The organism is Bacteroides fluxus YIT 12057 (assembly GCF_000195635.1).
GTDB classification, from domain to species: Bacteria; Bacteroidota; Bacteroidia; order Bacteroidales; family Bacteroidaceae; genus Bacteroides; species Bacteroides fluxus.
On sequence record NZ_GL882617.1, the window covers coordinates 19,682 to 39,611 of the forward strand.

Consider the following 19,930-nt stretch of genomic DNA (forward strand, 5'->3'; position numbering starts at 1 on the left):
TTAGATACAACAGTTATGATACAGACGGTAATTAAACGTGACGGCCGCATCGTCGGTTTTAATGAAGAAAAAATAGTCACAGCCATCCGGAAAGCCATGCTGCACACGGATAAAGGCGAGGACATGCAACTGATTCGTCAGATTACAGACCATATTTCTTTCAAGGGAGATTCACAAATGACAGTGGAAGCCATCCAAGATCTGGTTGAACTGGAACTGATGAAGAGCAGCCGTAAAGACGTAGCCCAGAAGTATATAGCTTACCGCAACCAGCGCAGCATTGCCCGCAAGGCAAAAACGCGCGATATGTTCCTGGAGATCATCAACATCAAATCCAATGACATTACCCGCGAAAACGCCAACATGAACGCCGACACTCCTGCCGGCATGATGATGAAGTTTGCCAGCGAGACTACCAAGCCGTTTGTTGACGACTATCTGCTGAGCGATGAAGTACTGGAAGCTGTCAGCCAGAATTACCTGCACATCCATGACAAGGATTATTACCCTACCAAGAGTCTGACTTGCGTGCAGCATCCGTTGGACCACATCCTGAAGAACGGGTTCTCTGCCGGACACGGAGAATCGCGCCCTGCCAAACGCATTGAAACCGCTAGCATCCTGGGTTGTATCTCCCTGGAGACTGCACAAAACGAAATGCACGGAGGACAGGCCATTCCTGCGTTCGACTTCTACCTCGCTCCTTACGTGCGCAACAGCTACATTGAAGAAATCAAGAATCTGGAAGAGCTGAACGGAAAAGACTATTCGCACCTGTATCAGAAGGAACTGACGGATTACCTGCCACAGCCGTTGGACGGACTGACTGATGAAAAACGCGTCGTGCAGCACGCCATCAACAAGACCGTGGCCCGTGTACACCAGTCGATGGAGGCATTCATACACAACATGAACACCATCCACTCGCGCGGGGGCAACCAGGTAGTGTTCAGTTCCATCAACTACGGAACAGACACGTCGGCAGAAGGGCGCTGCATCATCCGCGAATTGCTGAAGAGCACTTATCAAGGTGTGGGCAACGGTGAAACCGCCATCTTCCCCATCCAAATCTGGAAGAAGAAAAGAGGAGTCAGCTATCTGCCCGAAGACCGCAACTACGACCTATACCAACTGGCATGCAAGGTCACCGCCCGCCGTTTCTTCCCCAACTTCCTGAACCTGGACGCCACCTTCAACCAAAGTGAGGATTGGAAAGCCGATGACCCGAAACGCTACGAACACGAAGTAGCTACCATGGGATGCCGTACACGCGTATTCGAAAACCGCTTCGGTCCCAAAACATCCATCGGACGGGGAAACATCTCTTTCTCCACCATCAACATTGTCCGCCTGGCCATCGAATGTATGGGAATAGAAAACAGGGAGCAACGGATCGCCCGTTTCTTCGCAAAACTGGATGCCATGCTCGAAATCACCGCACGACAGTTGCACGAGCGTATGGAATTCCAGAAAACGGCATTTGCCAAGCAGTTCCCTCTGCTGATGTCGGCTCTGTGGCTGGGGTGTGAAAAGTTGAAGCCCAATGACACCATCGCTTCCGTCATCAACCAGGGAACCTTGGGCATCGGGTTTATCGGCCTTGCCGAATGCCTCGTTGCCCTGCTTGGAAAACACCACGGCGAATCGGAGGAAGCGCAGGAATTAGGACTGAAAATCGTAACCTATATGCGTGACCGTGCCAACCAGTTCTCCGACCAATACCAGCACAACTACAGCGTACTTGCCACTCCCGCCGAAGGCTTGTCCGGCAAGTTTACCCGTGTGGACCGCAAGAAGTTCGGCATCTTGCCGGGCATTACGGATCGTGAGTACTATACCAATTCCAACCATGTGCCTGTATATTGCAAGTGCAGCGCCCGCCACAAAGCGGAAGTGGAAGCCCCCTACCATGATTTGACCCGCGGCGGACACATCTTCTACGTGGAAATAGACGGTGACGCCACCCACAATCCGGAGGTCATCATGCGCGTGGTGGATATGATGGACCGGTACAACATCGGCTACGGTTCCGTGAACCACAACCGCAACCGTTGCCTGGACTGCGGTTACGAGAACTCCACTCCCAACCTGGAGGAATGTCCCAAATGCGGCAGCAAGCATATCGACAAGCTGCAACGCATCACCGGCTACCTGGTAGGAACCACTGACCGGTGGAACAATGCCAAACTGGCAGAATTGAACGACAGAGTCGTACACGATTGAGAACTTTTAATTTTGAATTCTTAAAATGCTTTCTATTCTCAATATTCTAGAAGATACTACAGTAGATGGTCCGGGATTCCGGACCTCTATTTATGCTGCCGGTTGCCCCAACGGCTGCCCCGGCTGCCATAATCCGGAGTCTTGGGACATCAACCGGGGACGGTGGATGCATACGGACGAGATTCTGAAAAAGGTACTTGCAGATCATTTTGCGGACGTCACCTTCAGCGGAGGCGACCCCATGTTCCAGCCGGAAGGTTTCACCAAACTGGCACATGCCATCAAACAGAAAAGTAATAAAAACATCTGGTGCTATACAGGATATACTTTTGAGAAAATCCTGCGCAATCCTCTACAGGCAAAGCTTCTAGAGTATATAGACGTATTGGTGGACGGAAAATTCAACGAAAAGTTACGTGATGAGAGTCTGTACTTCCGCGGCAGCAGCAACCAACGGCTGATTGACGTGCAGGCCTCCCTGAAAGCCAATCAAACCGTAGTCTATGAATATAATCCGTCCCCTTTCATCACCACTCTATAAACTTGCCCCTTTCCCGGCGTTTCTGCAACTCCTCTTCCAGGAAACGGCGCCTGTCCTTGGCAATATAACGGCGGGCAAAGATGTTGGGGACCGCTACTCCAAGTGCGATGCACAGGATAATCAGTGAAGCATTGATACCGTTGGATACCACTGCCGTCACCTCTCCTACCACACCGTGCATATTGATCAGACCGAAAAGCGCCCGGTACATCAGTACCCCCGGAATCATGGGAATTACGGAGGGGATCGTCAAGACGTGGTTGGGGACATGAAACCAATGAACCGCCTTCACAGCTACCAGGCTCACCACCATACTGCCCATAAACGAACCGATCACCGGTCCGTAACCCAGTTCGAAGTTGACGAAGTTGCGCGTACAGACGGCGATGATTCCCCCTATCGCAACGACCCACAACAAGCGGCGCTGAATATTGAAAATCATCGAAAAGCCCACAGCGGATATGGCGGCCGCAATGGCATACACCCAATACGTATCATGCGGGACCATGCTCAGTTCACTGAATTTCTTGTCGATGACCACATCTTCTATTACCAACAGGCGCATGGCTATGACAATGCCGAAAGCCATCGCACAAACCATCAACACCGTATTGACAGCACGGACAATACCCACCTGGATATAATTGTCAATCATATCATCCACAAAGTTGATGATGGGGACACCCGGCACTATGAACAGCGCACATGCCAGCAACGGATGATAGGGCGTCTCAGAAAGTCCGGTAAACATAGTGAGATAGGCAAGACAGGTAGAGATCAGCGCCGCAATGGCGATGCTCATATAAAGATTGATGCCGAACTCCACGCAACGCGCACGGACCCGGAACCCCGCAAAGGCAGCGATGGAAGCATACAGGAACGCCACCCAGTCGCCACCGAACAGCTTGCAGAATCCGCCGCAGGCAAACCCGGCACCGACAGCCACCAGATAAGGAACATAATTCCGTTTCCTGGTTCGGATTTTCTCCAGTTCTTCCTCGTACCGGTCAAGGGAATAATCATGCTCAATGGCTTTCCAGGACAACTTGCTGATTTCGGAAAGGGCAGTCATGTTGATACCGTGTTTCTCACACTTCTGGAATTTGGAAAACGAATGCGAACCGTCACTCACGTTCACCACCAACATAGTATAGCTCACATCAATGTGAAGTTTCTCTTCCGGCAATCCCAAATAGGCGGCCACGCGGTTCATATTACGTACTATACGATTGGTATCGGCAGCGCTCTCTACCAGCAGCTGGCCGGTACGAAGCAACAGGTCAAGCTTCCTGCGCAGCAGGGCAATTTCTTGTTCAGTCAAAGTCTTATCCATGAATCTTTCTACCTAGTTTTTTTGGAGGCACAAAGATAGGCAAATTGTAGAAAATGATTTCATATTCCAATAGAAAACTCTACCTTTGCAGCCGTTTTTTTAATAGGCAACAGGCACTAATGGAAATATTTTGGAACACTATCGCACAGTACAACGAGGGAACCTGGCAGGCACAGTTCATCATTACCCTGGCAGGCATTGCATTGACCCTATTGCTGTATCGGAAACCCACCCTGTGGGTGAAACGTTCAATGAAGATTTACATGGTATTCCTCAACGGATGGATATCCACCGTTTACTACCTGATGTATTGCGGAACACGAAATTACCATCACATCCTTGCCATCTTCTGGGGCGTGATTGCCTTGATATGGTTATGGGATCTGTTTGCAGACTATACTCCGTTCGAACGCAATCCCAGATACAAGATGCTGGTCGGCGTACTCTACGCCATGCCTTTCCTCTACCCTCTTCTTTCGTGGGCACGGGGCATGGAGTTTCCTATGATGACCACTACCGTAATGCCCTGTTCGGTGGCCGCGTTCACCATCGGGCTGCTGCTGGCTTTTTCACGGAAAGTCAACCTGCTTGTCATTCTTTTCCTGTGCCACTGGGCACTCATCGCCTTCTCCAAAGTCTATATCTATAAGATTCCGGAAGACCTCCTGCTGGCAAGTGCCACGGTACCTGCCATTTACCTGTTCTTCAAGAACTACTTCGACCAGAACCTGCACAAAGAAACCAAACCGGGCGCACGATTCATGAACTGGTTCCTGATTCTTGTCTGCATCATTGTCGGGATATTGCTCAGCATTACTCTGCTACAAGAGCTTGCAAGATAAGAACAACGAATATATCACTCCTGCAAACCTCCGGTGACGGAATCTGTATTCAAGCCTTGCGAACGTATATTCAAGCTGTGCGGACATATATTCAAGCAGCGCGAATATATATTCAATCGCTGCGAACAGAGTTTACTGTATAAAGGAAAGAACTTATCTCCTTACAAGACAGAAGTTTTCAACAGGAGTCAAGGAAGTTTTCCCTTTACTTCTTCTTTCCCTGGTTGGCAACTGCCTCCATCAGCTTTCTGATTTCCTCCGGATCACCCAGAAAATAATCATCCGTCAGATTCAGTTCATCGTCAAACTCAAAGACATAAGGTACGGCGGTAGGCAGATTCAGATGAACAATCTCATCGTCGGAAATATGCTTCAGATGTTTGATAATACCTCGCAGGCTATTACCGTGGGCCACTATCAACAATTCACCGGCCGTTTTCAGATTCGGGAAAATGACACATTTCCAGTAAGGCATAATGCGCTCAATCGTATCCTTCAGAGATTCCGTGCGGGGCAGTTCCGCATCGGGCACTTCCCGGTAGCGATCCTCGAAACGGGGGTTGCGCAAGTCATCCTCCGCCAAGGCATGAGGGGCGGTATCATAGCTTCTGCGCCATACCAGCACTTGATCATCCCCATATCTGGCAGCTGTCTCCGCCTTATTCAATCCCTGCAACTGTCCATAATGCTTTTCGTTCAACCGCCAGGACTTCTCCACCGGAATCCAATCCTGGTCAAGACGGTCCAACACACAGTCCAACGTCTTCACGGCACGCTTCAGATAGGACGTGTAAGCCTTCTCAAAATGAAAGCCTTTCTCCTTCAGCAGCTCACCCGCCTTTACGGCCTCGGCAATCCCTTTTTCCGTCAAGTCAACGTCCGTCCAGCCCGTAAAACGGTTTTCTTTATTCCAAACGCTCTCGCCGTGGCGGAGCAAAACAATTCTTTTCATCTCATTATCTCCTTTTGGTTTGCAATAGAAACACTTACTTGCCTCCGCTTGTTCACGTAGCAACGAGGCACACCGGCAAACCGCGTCACGGGCATCGTGCGAAAGCGCTGGAAAAAGAATTTCATTATCCCCATTAATAGGTAGCCGGACGTTGCCGCCCCCTCAAACCGGTTAACTCCAAATAGGGAGTGAGGTATTGGCAAAAGCCCTACAAGTAGGTATTTCACCATTGCCTGTAATGCCTTTACTTTGCGGCAGACAAATCAATCAGTTAGAAGCAATGAAAAAGATAGGTGTTTTTTATGGTTCCAGCACCGGAACCTGTGAAGAATTGGCTCAACAGATAGCCGACAAGATGGGTGTTTCCAAATCTGATGTATATAGCGCAGACAAGCTGAATGCCGATTTAGTAAAAGAGTACGATGTGCTGGTCTTGGGCACTTCCACGTGGGGAGACGGCGAGTTGCAGGATGACTGGTACGACGGCGTTAAAGTGCTGAAAAGCGCCGATCTATCTTCCAAGTCAGTAGCTCTGTTCGGCTGCGGTGACTCAGATTCTTACGGCGATACCTTTTGTGACGGCATCGGAGTGCTTTATGAGGAACTGAAAGATAGCGGCTGTACGTTTCTGGGCAACAAAGTCGGTACAGACGGCTACTCCTTTTCTTCCTCCATCGCTGTCGTTGACGGTGCATTTGCAGGACTTGCCCTGGACGAAGTGAACGAAAGTGACAAGACTGCCGGACGCATTGATGCCTGGACTGCGGAACTGAAGAGCAAGATTTAATTTTTTAACCCGTTTTTTTGCATGTGTTTATGATGATATCATCCCCCGACAAAATATGGCCATGTTGGGGGATGATATTCGCGCGCAATGCGAACGATATTGCGCACGGAAGAACAAGCGTGTGACAAGTGCGTAAAATCAGAGCGTTTCTCAAAAAAAAACAGATCATCCGTTTACCCGAAACAGATGATCTGTTTGCATCAAACAGATGATGCGTTTGCCCTTAACAGATGATGCGTTTCGATGAAACACATCATCTGTTTTTATAGGAATAGATTATACGAACCAACGAACGTAGCAGAAGTCCTGACGGTGAGGCAAATCCTCGCTCTTCGGGAACATACGGTAGGATACCTTGAAGCTACCGGCATTTTCCAGTTTATGCTTCACTTGGAAAGTATAGAGGTTGCCTTCCTTCTTCACAACATTGAACGGCTCTACAGAGTAGATGTGCTGTTTGCCGTCTTGAGCGATGTAGGTAGTTACCAATTCCAGACCGATGGCATCGTTCAGACCCTTTTCGTCGATAACGAAAGTTACGATGTATTCCTTACCGCTTTCGATAGAACCGGTAGCGACTTCTTCGCTCTTGTCGTTCGATACAACTTCAATGCTGTCCCACTTGGAAGCAACTTCTTCCTTCCATGCGGCAATTTCCTTCGCCTTGGCATAGTTATCGGCAGCCAATACTTTGAAACGTTTGGCTTCCTTGTTGTAGAACTTGTTGTAATAATCATCCAACTGGCGCTTCATTGTATAATGGGGTGCAATCTGGGCAATGGAGTTTTTGACGGTCTTGACCCAACCTTCAGAATAGCCTTTCTTATTGCGCGCATAGTACAACGGCAGAATTTCCTGCTCCAGAATACTGTAGATGGTAGCCGCATCCAATTGGTCTTGATGCTCCTGATTCTGGTAAGTACGTTTTTCGGTCAACGCCCAACCCGCACCTTCACGGTAGCCTTCCAACCACCAGCCATCGAGTACGGAGAAGTTTACGACACCGTTCATCAGCGCCTTCTCACCGGACGTACCGGATGCTTCGAGCGGACGTGTCGGAGTATTCAACCAGATATCTACCCCCGAAACCAGACGGCGGGCCAACTGCATATCGTAATTCTCCAGGAAGATAATCTTGCCCAAGAACTCAGGACGGCGAGAAATCTCGATGATTCTCTTGATCAATCCCTGACCTGCGCCATCATGCGGGTGAGCCTTACCGGTAAACAGGAACTGTACCGGATAGTCGGGGTTGTTGACAATCTTTGCCAGACGTTCCAAGTCAGTGAACAGCAAGTGCGCACGCTTGTAAGTGGCAAAACGGCGTCCGAAACCAATCAGCAGGGCATTCGGGTTAATCTTGTCCAGCAAAGAAACGATGCGGGAAGGATCACCCTGGTTCTTCAGCCAAGTTTCACGGTATTGCTTGCGCACATAGTCGATCAACTTGTTCTTCATAGCCATACGGGTCTTCCAGATTTCCTCGTCGGATACATTATAGATAGCTTCCCAAATCTTGGGATTGGACTGGTCAAACCAGAAGTTTTCATCAAAATGGGCAGCATACAATTGCTTCCATTCGGTAGCGCTCCAAGTGGGGAAGTGCACACCGTTAGTTACGTAACCTACATGGTTCTCTTCGGGGAAGTATCCTTTCCATATAGAAGAGAACATTTCCTGTGAAACCTTTCCGTGCAACCAGCTTACACCGTTCACTTCCTGAGAAGTGTTGCAAGCGAATACGGACATGCAGAAGCGTTCGCCCTTGTCGCCCGGGTTGTTACGGCCAAGGTCCATAAGGTCATCCCAGCTGATGCCCATTCTTGACGGATAACCGCCCATATACTTGCCGAAGAGGCCTTCGTCGAAGTAGTCGTGACCGGCAGGAACCGGAGTGTGTACTGTATAGAGTGAAGAAGCACGTACCAGCTCGATAGCCTGTTCATAAGATAAGCCTTCGGCTACGTAGTCACAGATACGCTGTACGTTGATCAGCGCCGCGTGTCCTTCGTTGCAGTGATAAACATCCTTCTTGACGCCCAATTTCTTCAAGGTAAGGATACCGCCGATACCAAGCAGGATTTCTTGTTTCAAACGGTTCTCCCAGTCACCGCCGTACAGCTGGTGAGTGATGGGGCGGTCAAACTCGCTGTTCATCTCATTGTCTGTATCAAGCAGATAAAGCGATACGCGGCCAACGTTCACTCTCCAAACCAGTGCATGTACATAGTAGTCCAGATATGGAACATCCACTACTACCTGGTTTCCGTTTTCATCCAGCACACGGTCAAGAGGCAACTGGCCGAAGTTCTGTGCTTCGTAGTTGGCAATCTGCTGTCCGTCCATGGATAAAGTTTGAGTGAAATAGCCGTAGCGATACAAGAAACCGACTGCACACAAATCTACGTTGCTGTCTGAAGCTTCTTTCAAATAGTCACCGGCCAGTACACCCAGACCACCGGAGTATATCTTTAATACATGAGTCAAACCATACTCCATACTGAAATATGCAACAGACGGGCGGTTGCTGTCCGGCTTTACGTCCATGTAGGTACGGAACTTGGAGTACACCGCTTCCATTCTGCGCAAGATCACCTGATCTTTGGCGAGCGCCTCGAGTTTGGCGTAACTCATACGTTCCAGCAAGAGTACGGGGTTCTGTCCTACTTCTTTCCAGAGAGTAGGATCAAGATCTCTGAACAACTCAGTGGCTTCATAATTCCACGCCCACCAAATGTTACGTGCCAGTTCAGATAACTTCTCCAATTCGGCGGGAATGTGAGATTTCACATTCACATCTTTCCAGTTAGGAGTATTCACATTACTAACTTGAATCTTCATTGTATGATAACTTGATTGATTAATAATTACGTTAACCTAATTGACGCTTCATGGCATTGCGCAGGGCAACATCATAAGCCTCATAATAATACTGTATAAAATGCTTCCACAAGGCTTGTTCGGCCACCATGCCGGCACGCTTGCGGATTTCCTTCACTTCCGCTTCCGTTTTGGTGGAGAACAACGCAATCGTATCCTTGATGCCGTCCGCCACTTCGGAGTAGTTATAATCCGAACGGTGCAGCACCTCCACCCCGTCATCAATGCCGTGCTGGTTCTTCAGGCTGTTCACCCAAAGGCCGAAGCCGGCAAGGTCCGTCGTAATGGTCGGCACTCGGAAAGCCACGCTTTCCAGAGGAGTGTATCCCCACGGCTCATAATAAGAAGGATAGACGCTGAGGTCCTCTCCCAATATCAAATCATAATAATGCTTGTTGAGGATACCGTCTTTACCATCCTGATAACAAGGCACGAAAATCACTTTCACTTTATCTTCCGGACGGTTGCCCATACCCAGATATTTCAACATATCCAGTACCTGGTCGTGCGTCATATTATGCAGCCAGTGCGTGATGAGGGGACATGGCAGCGGAGTGGTAAACTTCTCCTTGCTCTTGAGGCGTTGCTGCAGATCCTCGCGGGGATCGCCCACCCAACCTGGCACATTGACGAAAGCCAGCACTTTCTTTTTCAAGTCTTTATCACGATTCAAACGGTTCAGCGACTCCAGAAACACATCAATGCCTTTGTTCTTGAACTCATAACGTCCGCTGGTGCCGACAATCATGGTATCATCTCCCAAATCCTCACCCAGCAGGCAATTCGCTACACGGAGCAACAAGGCACGCGCACGTTTGCGCTTACCGGTAAAGGTAGCGCCCTTCGGCACAAAATCATCTTCAAACCCATTCATCAGGACAACGTCCGCAGGTTTGTCGAGCAGCTCTTTGCACTCGTTGTTCGTAATCTCACTTACGGTAGTGAAACAATCCACATAATGGGCGGTCTGCTTCTCAATGGAATGCTTGGATTCCATGTTCAGTTCCTGTGCCATTTGATCACCGTTGTAGGCGAAGAGATAGTCATACAGCGGCTTGTTGTTGCCTGCTATGGAACGCCCTATGGAGGTGGCATGCGTAGTGAAGACAGTGGCTATTTCCGGCACTGCCGCCTGCAGATAGAGTGCTGCCATACCCGTCATCCATTCGTGTGCCTGGAATATGACCTTATCCGTTTCCGTCAAGTTGTAGCGATAGAAACTCTCCACCACCTTTCCGGTGGCGTACGCAAACATGGATGCTTCATCATAATCACCGTACGCATGCAGCGAATCCACTTGATAGTGGTTCCACATCTCCGTATAAATTTCATTCTTTTGCTGAAAAAAAGGTTGGAAATCAACCAATATGACGATAGGCTCACCCGGAATGTTCCAACGGCCCACACGGACAGAAAGATTATCTTTTTCGACAGCCTGCTTTTTCCATGCAGCACAGAGGTTATCAGATTCGATGAACAAAGGGTTCTCTTTTCCTTGCCAGAAATCCGGCCCTATAAAAAATAGTCTATCGCGAAATTTTGCCTGTAAGGTATTTGCCCTGGTTGACAAAACCGTGTAAATACCGCCTACTTTATTACATACTTCCCAACTTGCTTCGAAGATGTAATCGGGGGTAAGTAGTTCTTTAACCATATGATGTTGTAATCTCTTTATCTTAATAATGGCTGCAAAAGTACACATTATTCTTTGAAAAATAGCCCTTTAATCGAAAAAACTAATGAAATATACATAAACAATCGTTTGCGGAATATCATAGATTAGCAGCCAAAAGCCCGTGGACTTGCCCATCCGTGCACTTTTGTCCGAAATTGCCGGAACTTCCCCCCAAAGAATGAGGCTGTCTTGAAATAGAATATGAGAATTAAAAAACTTATAAGTTGAAACTATAAACAGAAAAAGTCCCTCTATTTTGACCTTATATATGATAACTTAAGGCCAAAATAGAGGAACTTTCAGACTCTAACTTATAAATTATAACTTATGTCTGTACTACACCATCAATGCAGCTACCAGCGCCAAAATAGCGTAAAACTCAGGAAGAGCCGCATAAATCATCGTATTGGTCTGCACATCGTGTCCTTGTGAAATACCCACAATACCGTTTGCGCAAATCTGTCCCTGACGGATAGCAGAGAACAGACATACCAGTCCGACACCCAGTCCGATACCCAGCATCAAAGGACCGTCTGTTGCAAAATTTCTGCCCATGGACATCAGGAAAGCTACGAAACCGTAAAGTCCTTGCGTGGCCGGAAGCGCCGACAAAATCATGTAACTTGCTGACTTGGAAGGATCTTTCTTCAACGCACCTTCTGCCGCACTACCGGCGATTGTTGTACCGAAGCAACTGCCAATTCCTGCAAGGGCCAACATCAGGCCCAGACCGAGATAACCTAAAATTTCATTCATAATGTTTCTATTTTTATTTGTTTTTTAAGTTGTTTATTTCTTTACTATTGTAAAAGGTTTATAGGCTTCGCCCTTACCTTCGTAACCGGAATTCTTGAAGTATTCCACAAATGTCAGACGAAGCGGATGTACAAAGGCACTCAGACAAGACATGGCTATGTTCAACGTATGCCCGAATACCAATATCAACCCACAGAACAGCCAGCCCAAGGCGGGACCTGCCGCATCGTTCACCATGAAAGCAAGCTGGTTGAACACGCCGCCGAGCATACCACCTGCCAAGCCGAGGGCATAGAGACGGATGTAGGAAAGTATATCGCCCATCAGTCCGGTTGCCATGTTATAGGTATCCCATATTCCGGCACCGATATTGACCAGTACATTCCGATGGATATTGTTCAGCAGGTAGATACCGATGGCGGAAATACCGCCAATCACGATGAATGCCCATGTAGAAACGTCCTCTGAGATGATTTTAAAGAAGGAAAGTCCGCCGGTACAGATGAATCCTACCACCAGCAGCAACCACCCCCAAGCGCTGAGCGATTCCTTGAACCCGAAGCGCACGGTTTGTCCGACAGCCTTCACCGTCATGGCAATGCAAATGTGTACCGCACCGATAATCAATGCCAGCAGCATTTGCTTGTCATAGGTAGTCTCACCGATCTTGCCCACAATCATGAATTCCTTCAGTTTGGCGGGTATCTCCAGATCGAAGAGGCTTACACCGAAGAAGGTTCCCAGTATGGCGCCGATGACCGCCGTAAATATACCCAGTGTAATCACCAGATTCATCATACCCTTCATGGACTTGGACATCTTCTTTTTCAAAACAAATCCGAGTGCAATCAATACCAAGCCATAGCCCGCATCTCCCATACAGAAAGCAAAGAAGAGCGAGAAGAACGGTGCAAGTATCGGCGTAGGGTCAAACTCTGCATAGTCGGGCATACCGTACATCTTGGTAAGTACTTCGTACATGCGGGTATAGGCGTTGTTCTTCAGCTTGATGGGAGCATTGTCCTCGCGCCTGGCAGCCCTTATCTCATAATAAATACCGCTTTCATCAAGGAGTTTCCTCACATCCGCCTCGCAGTCTTCGGGAATCCAGCCTTCCATCAGCACTACAGCGCCTTCAGCCATCTGTTCGCTGTTCAACTTGACTTTCAGCAAGTCGATCTCTTCTTGAAGCTGAAGATTGCATTTCTCCAACGTACGATAGTTCGCCTTACAGAAGTCTTTCAACTCCGCATGCGCCTGTACAAGGGCTTCTTCCGTACCGGCTTTCTTCCGATTCAGCTCGGAAAGACTGTACGAAGGCAGGCGAAGCGGCTCCACATCCAATTCTACCGGTTGGGGAGTGACGGTCACGAAATAAAGATGGCCGCCGTTCTCTTTCACCACGATGGCGTTGTAGTCCTCTGCCCATGCCACGTTATAATCTTTCTCCGAACAAGTATAGAATTGCACGAACCAACCGGCATCTTCCAACTTGCGGACAGCTTTCCAGTCAAAATCACCCCAGACTTCCATCTGTGCCACATCCTTGTCAATGGCAGGAATCTGTTGGTTCAGGTCCTGTATCCGCGCCTGCAAATCTTCATAGGACTTCACCAAGGCATCGGCTGACATCTCTTGGCACCTCTTTTCCTCCGGCTGTTTATCTGCCAGAACGTACATATTCTGAAGCATGTTCTTGTAGAGCGTACGCTTCTGCATAAACTGCAGCAAGGTGTCATCCATCTCGCCGCGCTGTCTTTCTACGACGTGCACTACACCCAACTCCCGAACCTGTTCCAAAAATGCCTCGTACTCCTTATGATACACCAGGAACGTGAGCTTCTTCATTTTTGTAATCATGCTTCTGCCTCCTTCCTTTTCTCTTGATGGGACTTCATGATCTTCTGCGATGACTTGGAGAGGTTCTCCTCGTCTTCCATAAACCGCTTGATTTTGCGCAGAGCATCCTGATAACCCGGAATCTGTACTTTCTCAAAAAGATTCACCTTCTGGGTGGTCTTTTTACGCGCATGTTCCAACAAGTTCAGTTTGGCGACGGTAAATTCCCGTTCAATGGCCGTGTGTGCCAACGACTTGAGCAGATGCAACCCGTCTGCATACCATTTGGGGGCATTGAACAGACTGTAAGGGCGTATTTCGAAATCTACGTTTTCGAGCAACGGCACTCTCACTCCGGCAATCTTCTTCACACCGAGATGAACATCGCTGACCTTTATCAATGAGGTATCAAACTCATTCCAAAGGGCGAACATGGCTTCGTAAGCTTGGATTTCCTTTTCCAACTTCGCATCCAGTGCGGCAGCATCCGACTTGCAACGCTTCACCTCCATACGCAGGGCACTCTCCTTGTTCTTGATAATAGGGAGTGTACGCACGCGCACCTTCAGTTGCTTCTCAAGTTGCTGGAGCGAAGTTTTATTATATTGAAACTTAATCATACGAAATTAATAATTTATAATTAAAGAATTAAACAGACTTTATTGATGTATTACTAATGCAAACCAGCATTTTCTTCAATTCCTCATTATCAGCCTTTATGGAGCCATGCATATCGTCAGTCACAATATCTGTCTTAGTCTTAACTTGATAATTCTTTAATTCTTTCATTCTTTAATTTGCCCCGTCACTCGGCCAATATTGATCCACAAGCTCTTTCTTTATATTGACCTCTTCCGGACGGAAATACTTACCGAACAACCCCCATGCCACATCGAGCATTTCTGTGGTATCTAGGTTGACGTCGATAGCCAGCAGTTGGTTGGAGTAGTCCTTTGCAAAAGCAAGGGTACGTTCATCATAGTTCGTCAAGTCAAAGCCGTTTTCAAGCTTGGTCTTGGCATTGGCAGCATCGGCGTACAGACGCACGGCAGCATTCATCACCTGCGGATGGTCCTTACGGGTCTTCTTACCCGTAACAAGCTGTTTCAAACGAGACAATGAACGGAACGGGTCAACGATAACCTTACCGATGTCACTGTCACGACGGAGGAACAACTGGCCTTCCGTAATGTAACCTGTATTATCGGGCACAGCATGTGTAATGTCTCCACCAGACAGCGTAGTCACCGCAATAATCGTAATGGAACCACCGCTTGGGAACTGCACCGCCTTCTCGTAAATCTTCGCCAAGTCCGAATAAAGAGAACCCGGCATAGAGTCCTTGGACGGAATCTGATCCATACGGTTGGACACGATAGCCAACGCATCGGCGTAGGAAGTCATATCCGTCAACAGTACCAGTACCTTTTCATTATTGTTTACCGCAAAATACTCGGCTGCGGTCAATGCCATATCCGGAATCAGCAGACGTTCCACCGGGGGGTTCTCAGTAGTATTCATGAAGCTGACAATACGGTCGAGTGCACCTGCATTGGAGAACACATTCTTGAAATACAGGTAGTCATCGTTCGTCATACCCATACCGCCAAGGATAATCTTGTCAGTCTCCGCACGGAGCGCCACGTTTGCCATAACCTGGTTGAACGGCTGGTCAGGGTCCGCAAAGAATGGAATCTTCTGCCCCGACACCAACGTATTGTTCAGGTCAATGCCCGCAATACCCGTTGCAATCAGTTCCGAAGGTTGTTTACGGCGCACCGGATTCACGGATGGGCCGCCAATCTCCACTTCTTCACCTTCAATAGCAGGACCTCCGTCAATCGGGTCACCGAAAGCGTTGAAGAAACGTCCGGCAAGCTGGTCGCTCACTTTAATCGTAGGCGCCTTGCCCAAGAACACTACCTCTGCATTGGTAGGAATACCCTCGGTACCCTCAAATACCTGCAGGGTCACGTCGTCACCGGCAATCTTCACCACCTGGGCCAACTTGCCGTTCACGGTTGCCAACTCGTCATACCCTACCCCGGTTGCCTTCAGCGAACACGTGGCTTTCGTAATCTGAGTAATCTTGGTATATATCTTTTGAAATGCTTTTGTTGCCATCTATATATTTATAATTTAGCAATTTACAATTTACTATTCAAATCTCTGCCTTTCTGTTTTACTATTTCCTATCTACAACCTCCGTACACCTGCATCCGCAAGGCAAATAGTAAATTGTAAATAGTCAAATAGTAAATCCTTAGGCTTTCCGTTCTTCAATCAGCTCCTGCAACTGCTTGCGGAATTTATCATACTCTTCCGACTTGAATTTCGAATAGTTCATCTGCTTGCAGATGTTAATCATCTTCTTGAAGTAATCCATTACCTCATTGAAATTATCGAATTCAAACTCTGTATGGCAGATGTCAATCACCATGTTCAAGATCGCTTCCTGACGTTCCATCGGGGTCACGGCATCAATCTCGTCGAATGCATCCTGCTGCAAGATAACGAAGTCGATCAGTTCTGATTTCCAGAAAGTCACATGGTATTCCACAGGTACACCGTCATCACCGAGAATATTGATTTGTTCGGCAATTTCCTTACCACGCTGCAAGCGGGTCTTGATTTCATTGACCTTGCCAATCCACTCTGCATTGATATGCGTCGTGATGTAATCCTCAAATTCGGGATACTCGATGTATTTGGAATAAGAATCAATCGGGTTGACGGCAGGATAACGCTTCTTATCCGCACGGTCCTGCTCAAGGGCATAGAAACAACGCGCCACTTTCTTGGTATTCTCGGTTACTGGCTCCTTCAAGTTACCACCGGCAGGAGACACTGTACCTATAAAGGTAATGGAACCGGTTTTACCGTTATTCAATTTCACATATCCCGCACGACCGTAAAAGTTGGAAATGATAGAAGACAAGTCCATCGGAAAAGCATCCGGTCCGGGCAATTCCTCCATACGGTTGGACATCTCACGCAACGCCTGTGCCCAACGGGAAGTGGAGTCCGCCATCAGCAATACCTTCAGACCCATGCTACGGTAATATTCCGCAATGGTCATGGCGGTGTAAACGGATGCTTCACGGGCGGCAACCGGCATGTTCGAGGTATTGGCGATGATAATAGTACGCTCCATCAACTTACGCCCGGTATGCGGGTCAACCAATTCGGGGAATTCCGTAAAAATTTCCACAACCTCATTGGCACGCTCACCACAAGCAGCAATAATTACGATGTCAGCTTCCGCTTGTTTGGAGATAGCATGCTGAAGCACCGTCTTTCCTGTACCAAACGGTCCTGGAATAAATCCTGTACCACCTTCTACGATAGGATTCACGGTATCAATAACACGTACACCTGTCTCCAACAATTTGAATGGACGCGGTTTTTCTTTATAATTAGTCATGGCTCGCTTTACAGGCCACTTTTGAATCATATTTACATAAACATCATTACCATCCTCATCTGTCAAGACAGCAACGGTATCTTCAATACTATAGTCACCTTCTGTTGCGATGGACTTCACGGTACATACTCCCTTCTGCTGGAAAGGCACCATTATCTTCAACGGCTGGAAATTCTCATCCACCTGTCCAAGCCATGCGGCAGCTTCCACCTTGTCGCCCACCTTAGCTAAAGGCACAAAATGCCATTTACTTTCCTTATCCAACGGATAAGTATATTGTCCGCGCTTCAAGAATACTCCATCCATCTTGTCAAGGTCATTTTGCAGACCGTCGTAATTCTTCGAAAGCATACCGGGACCTAAAGTCACTTCAAGCATATGTCCGGTAAACTCGGCTTCGGCCCCTACTTTCAGTCCACGAGTGCTTTCAAACACCTGCACATAGACCTGAGTGCCTACCACCTTAATCACCTCCGCCATCAACTTGTCTCCGCCAGTCGAGATATAACAAATCTCATTCTGCGACACTGGTCCATCAACGACGAGGGTTACCATGTTGGCTATTACGCCACTAACAGTTCCTTTTGTTGCCATATAATTTTGTAATTTATTTTATCTGAATTCTGCGGGTATCTGTACCTCGTCCTTCAATGCAGCTATGATACTGCGGAACAGTTGATTGCCCTTTTCCTTATCCAATGAAATCCAACGTTCTATCATTTCCAGTTGCAACAGAAAGACAAAAAGACGCTCTATAGTGAAATAATTGAAGAATGTAGCTTCCTCCATCCAGTTCCAACGGAGTTGGTCTATTTTCTTCTCCCGTTCCACCAGTTCCTCCGTCTCGCTAATCTTCACCAACAACTCCAGCATATCCACTTCACCCGCCAATCCAAAGTCACGGGCACTGGATGTACGCAAGGTTTCGCACACCTCCGTATCACCTACTATAAGCGGAGCTATATCCATCTTGAACTTCCGTGCTGTCAATGCGACCAATATATTGTTCATCGTCAGATTGAAACCGAACCATGCAGACACGAATTTATTCTTGCACTTCATCGCATAGTCATAATAAAGTGCTGCCAAACGGTCTTCATGCAAAAAATCTTCCTCTGCAGGAACATTAAAATATTCGGAAATAAAAATAGACAAGTAAGAAGGAAATACAGAGTCGGCCAACTCACCACCATCTTTCAACAGTAATATGTATTCTGCTAAATCCTCTGCAGAATATACTCCACGTGAATCAATAGCAGCATCTTTGTCCTTCAACAACTTCAAGACATTCGCATTGTCAAACTGAAGATAAAACAAGTCTATCAACTTTTTATCTTCTTCCGACAAGGCAGGATACAACTCCGTCTTGAAATCAGCTACCGTATAGCTCAATTTACTGTCCTCTAAAGTGAGTTCCGGCAAACCGGCTACCAAGTAATAATATTTGCTCATATCCAGTGGAAGTTTTAAAATAGCATTTCCACTAATTGCGGACGCAGGAATTCTTTGAAGTAATTCATAAACTCTTCTTCACCAAAATTCACTTTGTACGAACCGTCAGCAGGCGAAACAGAGAACAGCGTCTTGACACCATTCACTTGTTCTATTTTCACACCCTTGTCCAACAATTCCTTTGCCTGAGTTGCAAAATATTTTTTCAGTCCTTCAGCATCGGCAGTAGAGATAACGATAGGCTCGTCCACACTCCACTTGGATGCCAACGCTACAATAAAAGCATTGAGGAAATTTTTATCGGCAGCAAATGCCTTTACATCCTCATCCACAATCTTGTTAGTCACTAAAGTAGCGATTTCAGATTTCAGGGCATTCACAGCCTGCCCCGCAAACAGTTTTAACTCTGATTTAGTATTTTCTGCCAACTCTCCGGCAGACTTACGAGCAGTAGCCACAATAGAGTCAGCCTCCTTATGTGCATCCTCTATAATTTTATTGGCTTTTTCCTGAGCTTCCGCAATAATTTTCCGGGCTTCTTCATTACCTTTTTCCACCCCTTCACGGTAGATTTTATCGGTCAGCTCTTGAATCTTGTTTTCCATATTTACAGGAGTTATTATATAATTTATATTACAATATTAATTGTGTGACTTTTTCCTTCCCTTATTAGATTCACGCCAAATTTACAAAAATACATTTGATATTGAATAGAAAGAAACAAATAAAAGTTCCAAGTTTTCCAAAAAAAAAGCGTTTTACACCATTTTTGTCCTATAAAGATAACAGAAAGATAACAAATAAGGATATCAAAAGAGATTGAAACAGGAAAATAAGAAGAAGAAAAGGGAAAAAGAAAAACCGAAAAACAGTTATTCCAGTCCACCATAAGATAATGATCCCCGAAAGCCGGAGCCGGGCATCCTCCCCCAATCCGGGAGGCTCTCCGGGGCATACAAACAAGAAAGCCCCCGTGTCTGTCCGACACGGGGGCTCCTGCTGAAAACGGCGACTACCTACTCTCCCACTGTTACGCAGTACCATCGGCGTGACCGGGCTTAACTTCTCTGTTCGGAATGGGAAGAGGTGGAACCCCGGTGCTATAGTCACCTGAATAAGGTTGACATGAAGTGAAAAGTAAAGAGGACCGCAGCCTAAGCCGCGGCGCGCTGAACGTATATATCCCCATACGTCGGAAGACCAAAAGTGGACGGGCAATTAGTAAT

15 protein-coding genes and 1 rRNA gene are annotated in these 19,930 nt (G+C 47.4%); 4 read left to right on the forward strand and 12 right to left on the reverse strand.

Annotated features, from left to right (window positions below):
- The first annotated feature begins 15 nt into the window (after positions 1–15).
- Together HMPREF9446_RS04400 and nrdG are read left to right on the forward strand one after the other, a co-directional pair.
- On the forward strand, positions 16–2,223 hold the full coding sequence (locus HMPREF9446_RS04400) for an anaerobic ribonucleoside triphosphate reductase (RefSeq protein WP_009124222.1): 2,208 nt from the start codon (positions 16–18) through the stop codon (positions 2,221–2,223).
- 25 nt (positions 2,224–2,248) lie between these two features.
- On the forward strand, positions 2,249–2,764 hold the full coding sequence (gene nrdG, locus HMPREF9446_RS04405) for an anaerobic ribonucleoside-triphosphate reductase activating protein (RefSeq protein WP_009124223.1): 516 nt from the start codon (positions 2,249–2,251) through the stop codon (positions 2,762–2,764).
- Here nrdG and HMPREF9446_RS04410 read toward each other — a convergent pair.
- On the reverse strand, positions 2,751–4,097 hold the full coding sequence (locus HMPREF9446_RS04410; protein ID WP_009124224.1) for a threonine/serine exporter family protein: 1,347 nt from the start codon (positions 4,095–4,097) through the stop codon (positions 2,751–2,753). The genes nrdG and HMPREF9446_RS04410 overlap by 14 nt on opposite strands.
- A gap of 119 nt (positions 4,098–4,216) precedes the next feature.
- Between HMPREF9446_RS04410 and HMPREF9446_RS04415 the strand changes: the two genes are divergently transcribed.
- Positions 4,217–4,939, forward strand: a complete 723-nt coding sequence (locus HMPREF9446_RS04415; RefSeq protein WP_009124225.1) for a DUF6064 family protein — start codon at positions 4,217–4,219, stop codon at positions 4,937–4,939.
- Positions 4,940–5,144: 205 nt separating this feature from the next.
- Here HMPREF9446_RS04415 and gpmA read toward each other — a convergent pair whose 3' ends face one another.
- Entirely contained in the window at positions 5,145–5,891 is a 747-nt protein-coding gene (gene gpmA / locus HMPREF9446_RS04420) for a 2,3-diphosphoglycerate-dependent phosphoglycerate mutase (protein WP_009124226.1), read from the reverse strand.
- A 280-nt stretch (positions 5,892–6,171) separates the two neighbouring features.
- On the opposite strand from gpmA, the gene fldA reads away from it, so the two are divergent.
- The gene (fldA, locus tag HMPREF9446_RS04430; RefSeq protein WP_039968565.1) at positions 6,172–6,678 is read left to right on the forward strand and encodes a flavodoxin FldA; all 507 of its coding nucleotides are present in this window, start codon (positions 6,172–6,174) and stop codon (positions 6,676–6,678) included.
- 276 nt (positions 6,679–6,954) lie between these two features.
- Here the strand turns inward: fldA and HMPREF9446_RS04435 are convergent, their stop codons facing one another.
- The 10 genes from HMPREF9446_RS04435 to rrf all read right to left on the reverse strand — a co-directional run bounded on the left by HMPREF9446_RS04435 (position 6,955) and on the right by rrf (position 19,818).
- Complete coding sequence (locus HMPREF9446_RS04435) at positions 6,955–9,519, reverse strand: glycosyltransferase family 1 protein (protein WP_009124230.1); 2,565 nt, start codon at positions 9,517–9,519, stop codon at positions 6,955–6,957.
- 31 nt (positions 9,520–9,550) lie between these two features.
- Positions 9,551–11,212 carry a glycogen/starch synthase gene (locus HMPREF9446_RS04440; protein ID WP_039968563.1) on the reverse strand — a complete coding sequence of 554 codons (1,662 nt, stop codon included), beginning with the start codon at positions 11,210–11,212 and terminating at the stop codon, positions 9,551–9,553.
- Positions 11,213–11,569: 357 nt separating this feature from the next.
- Entirely contained in the window at positions 11,570–11,989 is a 420-nt protein-coding gene (locus tag HMPREF9446_RS04445) for an ATPase (RefSeq protein WP_009124232.1), read from the reverse strand.
- Between the two features lie 33 nt (positions 11,990–12,022).
- Complete coding sequence (locus tag HMPREF9446_RS04450) at positions 12,023–13,849, reverse strand: V-type ATP synthase subunit I (RefSeq protein WP_009124233.1); 1,827 nt, start codon at positions 13,847–13,849, stop codon at positions 12,023–12,025.
- On the reverse strand, positions 13,846–14,448 hold the full coding sequence (locus tag HMPREF9446_RS04455; RefSeq protein ID WP_009124234.1) for a V-type ATP synthase subunit D: 603 nt from the start codon (positions 14,446–14,448) through the stop codon (positions 13,846–13,848). Before HMPREF9446_RS04455 ends, HMPREF9446_RS04450 begins: the two co-directional genes overlap by 4 nt.
- A 172-nt stretch (positions 14,449–14,620) precedes the next feature.
- The gene (locus HMPREF9446_RS04460) at positions 14,621–15,952 is read right to left on the reverse strand and encodes a V-type ATP synthase subunit B (RefSeq protein ID WP_009124236.1); all 1,332 of its coding nucleotides are present in this window, start codon (positions 15,950–15,952) and stop codon (positions 14,621–14,623) included.
- A 139-nt stretch (positions 15,953–16,091) separates the two neighbouring features.
- On the reverse strand, positions 16,092–17,846 hold the full coding sequence (locus HMPREF9446_RS04465; protein WP_009124237.1) for a V-type ATP synthase subunit A: 1,755 nt from the start codon (positions 17,844–17,846) through the stop codon (positions 16,092–16,094).
- A gap of 18 nt (positions 17,847–17,864) precedes the next feature.
- A complete protein-coding gene (locus tag HMPREF9446_RS04470) occupies positions 17,865–18,704 on the reverse strand; it encodes a DUF2764 family protein (protein ID WP_009124238.1) in 840 nt (279 codons plus the stop codon).
- Positions 18,705–18,718: 14 nt separating this feature from the next.
- Positions 18,719–19,309, reverse strand: a complete 591-nt coding sequence (locus HMPREF9446_RS04475; protein WP_009124239.1) for a hypothetical protein — start codon at positions 19,307–19,309, stop codon at positions 18,719–18,721.
- A gap of 398 nt (positions 19,310–19,707) precedes the next feature.
- Positions 19,708–19,818: ribosomal RNA gene (rrf, locus tag HMPREF9446_RS04480) — 5S ribosomal RNA — on the reverse strand.
- Positions 19,819–19,930 lie beyond the last annotated feature (112 nt).

Coding starts and splice junctions, on each gene's coding strand:
- HMPREF9446_RS04410 (WP_009124224.1), bottom strand. CDS start 4,097: ATGGATAAGACTTTGACTGAACAAGAAATTGCCCTGCTGCGCAGGAAG.
- HMPREF9446_RS04470 (WP_009124238.1), bottom strand. CDS start 18,704: ATGAGCAAATATTATTACTTGGTAGCCGGTTTGCCGGAACTCACTTTA.
- nrdG (WP_009124223.1), top strand. CDS start 2,249: ATGCTTTCTATTCTCAATATTCTAGAAGATACTACAGTAGATGGTCCG.
- HMPREF9446_RS04450 (WP_009124233.1), bottom strand. CDS start 13,849: ATGATTACAAAAATGAAGAAGCTCACGTTCCTGGTGTATCATAAGGAG.
- HMPREF9446_RS04435 (WP_009124230.1), bottom strand. CDS start 9,519: ATGAAGATTCAAGTTAGTAATGTGAATACTCCTAACTGGAAAGATGTG.
- fldA (WP_039968565.1), top strand. CDS start 6,172: ATGAAAAAGATAGGTGTTTTTTATGGTTCCAGCACCGGAACCTGTGAA.
- HMPREF9446_RS04415 (WP_009124225.1), top strand. CDS start 4,217: ATGGAAATATTTTGGAACACTATCGCACAGTACAACGAGGGAACCTGG.
- HMPREF9446_RS04465 (WP_009124237.1), bottom strand. CDS start 17,846: ATGGCAACAAAAGGAACTGTTAGTGGCGTAATAGCCAACATGGTAACC.
- HMPREF9446_RS04475 (WP_009124239.1), bottom strand. CDS start 19,309: ATGGAAAACAAGATTCAAGAGCTGACCGATAAAATCTACCGTGAAGGG.
- HMPREF9446_RS04455 (WP_009124234.1), bottom strand. CDS start 14,448: ATGATTAAGTTTCAATATAATAAAACTTCGCTCCAGCAACTTGAGAAG.
- HMPREF9446_RS04400 (WP_009124222.1), top strand. CDS start 16: ATGATACAGACGGTAATTAAACGTGACGGCCGCATCGTCGGTTTTAAT.
- HMPREF9446_RS04445 (WP_009124232.1), bottom strand. CDS start 11,989: ATGAATGAAATTTTAGGTTATCTCGGTCTGGGCCTGATGTTGGCCCTT.
- HMPREF9446_RS04440 (WP_039968563.1), bottom strand. CDS start 11,212: ATGGTTAAAGAACTACTTACCCCCGATTACATCTTCGAAGCAAGTTGG.
- HMPREF9446_RS04460 (WP_009124236.1), bottom strand. CDS start 15,952: ATGGCAACAAAAGCATTTCAAAAGATATATACCAAGATTACTCAGATT.
- gpmA (WP_009124226.1), bottom strand. CDS start 5,891: ATGAAAAGAATTGTTTTGCTCCGCCACGGCGAGAGCGTTTGGAATAAA.